The following is an 850-nucleotide window of genomic DNA, read 5'->3' as shown; positions in this document are numbered from 1 at the left end:
GCATAGGTCACTGTCGCCCCGCCCGCGTTGGTCACCGTCTTCAGACGGCCCAGGGCGTCATAGGTGTAGGTCGTCGAAACCTGAGCCTGAGCGCCGGCCGGACAGAGCACGACCGCCGAAAGGCCCATCGCGGACGCGACAGCGACACCCCGAGCCACATAGCGCATTGAACGTCCCCCTACGCATCAACACCTACTGACGATTGAGAAGCTTGGCAATCAGGAATCGACGCCGGTGAACGAGCAGAAGTTGCGGGATGAGGGGAACCGCAAAGCCACGAAGTGAACAGAACTGCTGGTCCCACTGCCAGACAGGGCAACCGGTTAAGAATTCGCGTTGTGACTCTACGCAGTCTTTGACAGCGTCAGCTTTCGGACAGGCCGAAGTCAGTTGGCGAACGCAGACAGATGGTCACAGCCTTGGATAACAAAGCTCGCCGATCAGTGAGAATCACGCGACGAGAGGTGAACCTTCAATCAGGGGTTCGCCATGGATGCTGAGGAAAAGTACGCAACCCTCACAATCTCCACCTATGTGGACCAAGCGGCGAAGACAGATCGTGGTGTAGACAACCAGCCTTTGGATTTTCCGCTACTCGGTCTATTCGGAGAAACTGGGAGCCTGCTAAGCGCACTGAAAAAGAAGCAGCGTAACCACGCCTCGTCAGCCGCATATTCTGAGGAGGTCGCCGAGGAGCTCGGCGACGTCCTCTGGTACCTCGCCACGATCGCAAGACGCGGCGGCCTCCATCTAAGCGCCGTCGCCGGTCACCTTGACGTGACCCCCGTTTCTCATCCAGCCATAACGAGAGTCCTGGGTTGATCTGAGCTGGGGTTGTCGGGGTTTGCAA

The 850-nt window shown here is 58.4% G+C and carries 1 protein-coding gene; it reads left to right on the top strand.

Annotated features, from left to right (window positions below; translation table 11 throughout):
- Positions 1-489: 489 nt before the first annotated feature.
- Entirely contained in the window at positions 490-822 is a 333-nt protein-coding gene (locus tag AC1RKE_RS16030; protein WP_395942411.1) for a nucleoside triphosphate pyrophosphohydrolase family protein, read from the top strand.
- Positions 823-850: the final 28 nt, after the last annotated feature.

The sequence above is a fragment of the Brevundimonas sp. GW822-FHT03E11 genome, assembly GCF_058801445.1.
The sequence above is the reverse complement of the archived record's forward strand: the minus strand, read 5'-3'. Positions and strand labels throughout refer to the sequence as shown.

Excerpts from the sequence above, each read along its gene's own strand:
- AC1RKE_RS16030 (WP_395942411.1), top strand. The coding sequence starts at position 490 with ATGGATGCTGAGGAAAAGTACGCAACCCTCACAATCTCCACCTATGTG.